We start from the raw sequence: 2,112 nt of genomic DNA, 5'->3' as shown, positions 1-2,112 counted from the left end.
GATATCAATGGCGGCCAGCAATACACTCATATATCACTCGATGATTATCGCATTATCAAAGCTAATTTAATTGATGGGGGCAACCGTAGTACAGGCGATCGATTGGTTCCATCCTGTCTGTTCATCGATCCAGAACTGGCTCATGTGGGTTTGACTGAAACTGAAGCACAGCAAAAAGGATATGCTATCCGCGTGGCGAAAATCGATGCGTCAACCGTTCCTAGAGCAAGAACGCTCGGTCAAACCGATGGACTTCTGAAGGCGATCGTGGATGCAGATACAGGTCGTATTTTAGGGTGTTCCCTGTTGTGTCATGAAGCAGGTGAAGTGATTTCAACAGTGCAGATGGTGATGCAAGCTCAGATGCCGTACACCGTTCTACGCGATGGTATTTTGACTCATCCCACGATGACCGAAGGATTAAATATATTGTTTTCCAAATTGTAAAAAGACAGCAATTGCAGACCCAAGGATTTACCAAACAAACGACATTTTTCTCTTGAAAAAAGTAGATATAGCATCATGAGTAAAACATCTAAAGTCGGTATTATTGGTGCAGGTAATGTAGGTGCAGATGTTGCAAATGCTTTAGTTCTACTCGGTAGATGTGTAAGGGTTGTCCTTTTTGACCGAACCTTATCAAAAGCTGAAGGAGAAGTCTGGGACATTGAAGACAGCATTCCTCTACTTAAAGAGATGGAAATCATACCATCAAATCAGTATGAAGACTTAGCTGATTCAGATATCATTATTGTGACTGCTGGGGGCGTTGCATAATAAGGTATGAATATAGGGTGCTAAAACATGAATTGTCCTGAATGTGGCTCTCATGATATCCGTAGAAATGGGATAAAAAGAGGTAAACAGAATCACATTTGCTGTAATTGTCGTCGCCAGTTTATTCAAGATTATGAGCCATCAAAAACTTATAGCAATGAGATAAAAGAAGAATGTATTCGGATGTATCTCAATGGTATAGGTTTTCGAGCTATTGAAAGAGTTAAAGGAGTCCACCACACAACAATTATTAGTTGGGTAAAAAAACTGGGTCAAAATTTACCAGATGCACCACCAATCGAGGAAATTCCGGAAGTTGGAGAACTCGATGAATTAGAAACTTTTGTTGGCTCAAAAAAAACAAAATTTGGCTATGGACAGCAGTAAATCATTTTCAAGAAGGTATTTTGGCTTGGGTGGTGGGAGACCATAGCGCAGAAACTTTCAAGCCTTTATGGGATATAGTGTGCTGCTGGAATTGTTATTTTTATGTTACTGACGAATGGATTGTTTACCCTCAGTTTATTGATTCAGGTGATCAAATTGTGAGTAAGATTTATATGACTAGAGTAGAAGGTGAAAACACCCGTTTACGTCATTATTTATTTAGCACGACTGCATAGAAAAACACTGTGTTATTCTAAGTCCGTAGAAATGCTGAAATACTCTATTCGATTATTACTTCATTACTTGAAGTATCGTTTTATCCTAGTGTTTGATTAATTCATACCACACTCAGCAACGCCAAATTAAGTTTGCACGAGCTGACTGCGCCAATTGCCCCAGCCTGCATCTGTGTACTCGCACCAAAGAAAAGCGACGGTTGGTTACACTTCGAAAAGAAGCACAGTACAAAGCATTGTGTGATTTGAATCATAAAATAAACTTTTAGCTCAAGATATGGGTTCTTGGCAACTTTTGATACTGCTGGCGAAATATTGCTTAACCTACCGACTGAGCCATAAGCTTTGCAAATTGCGAAGTTCGCGTGGTCGCTTGTGGAATACCGGACAGCCAGTGAAATATGCGCTTGAAGTTAATTGCTGTTGCTGTCATCAAATGTTGCAGATGAGTTTTCGCTAATCCAATATATCGAGCATGGCGGAGTCCATGAGCGCGAATGCTTTCAGAGAGAGTAGCTTCAATTCCAGCCCGTCGAGCATAGTCTGCTTTATACTCGTCAGTCATTGCTTGTTTTCGTGCAGCTTGCAATGCTTTGTACTGTGCTTCTTTTCGAAGTGTAACCAACCGTCGCTTTTCTTTGGTGCGAGTACACAGATGCAGGCTGGGGCAATTGGCGCAGTCAGCTCGTGCAAACTTAATTTTAATTACCTC

General features: G+C 40.8%; 3 protein-coding genes and 2 pseudogenes. 4 read left to right on the top strand and 1 reads right to left on the bottom strand.

Features of this window, described 5'->3' with window-relative positions:
- The 4 genes and pseudogenes from H6G86_RS38050 to H6G86_RS40315 all read left to right on the top strand — a co-directional run.
- On the top strand, positions 1-447 hold a 447-nt coding region (locus H6G86_RS38050), incomplete at its 5' end, for an oxidoreductase dimerization domain-containing protein (RefSeq protein ID WP_524538529.1).
- Between the two features lie 75 nt (positions 448-522).
- Positions 523-777, top strand: a complete 255-nt coding sequence (locus H6G86_RS38045; protein WP_242065192.1) for a lactate/malate family dehydrogenase — start codon at positions 523-525, stop codon at positions 775-777.
- 27 nt (positions 778-804) lie between these two features.
- Positions 805-1,500, top strand: a pseudogene (locus H6G86_RS38040) (IS1 family transposase).
- Positions 1,501-1,513: 13 nt separating this feature from the next.
- A pseudogene (locus H6G86_RS40315) lies at positions 1,514-1,639 on the top strand (hypothetical protein); the annotation flags it as partial.
- 80 nt (positions 1,640-1,719) lie between these two features.
- Here the strand turns inward: H6G86_RS40315 and H6G86_RS38030 are convergent.
- A partial coding sequence (locus H6G86_RS38030; protein ID WP_190938714.1) for a transposase occupies positions 1,720-2,112 on the bottom strand: 393 nt, incomplete at its 5' end.

It is taken from the genome of Nostoc sp. FACHB-133, assembly GCF_014698055.1.
Lineage (GTDB): Bacteria > Cyanobacteriota > Cyanobacteriia > Cyanobacteriales > Nostocaceae > Nostoc.
This window is presented reverse-complemented; position numbering and strand designations above follow the sequence as displayed.

What these genes read in the sequence shown, in the direction of transcription:
- H6G86_RS38045 (WP_242065192.1), top strand. Translation starts at nt 523, where the DNA reads ATGAGTAAAACATCTAAAGTCGGTATTATTGGTGCAGGTAATGTAGGT.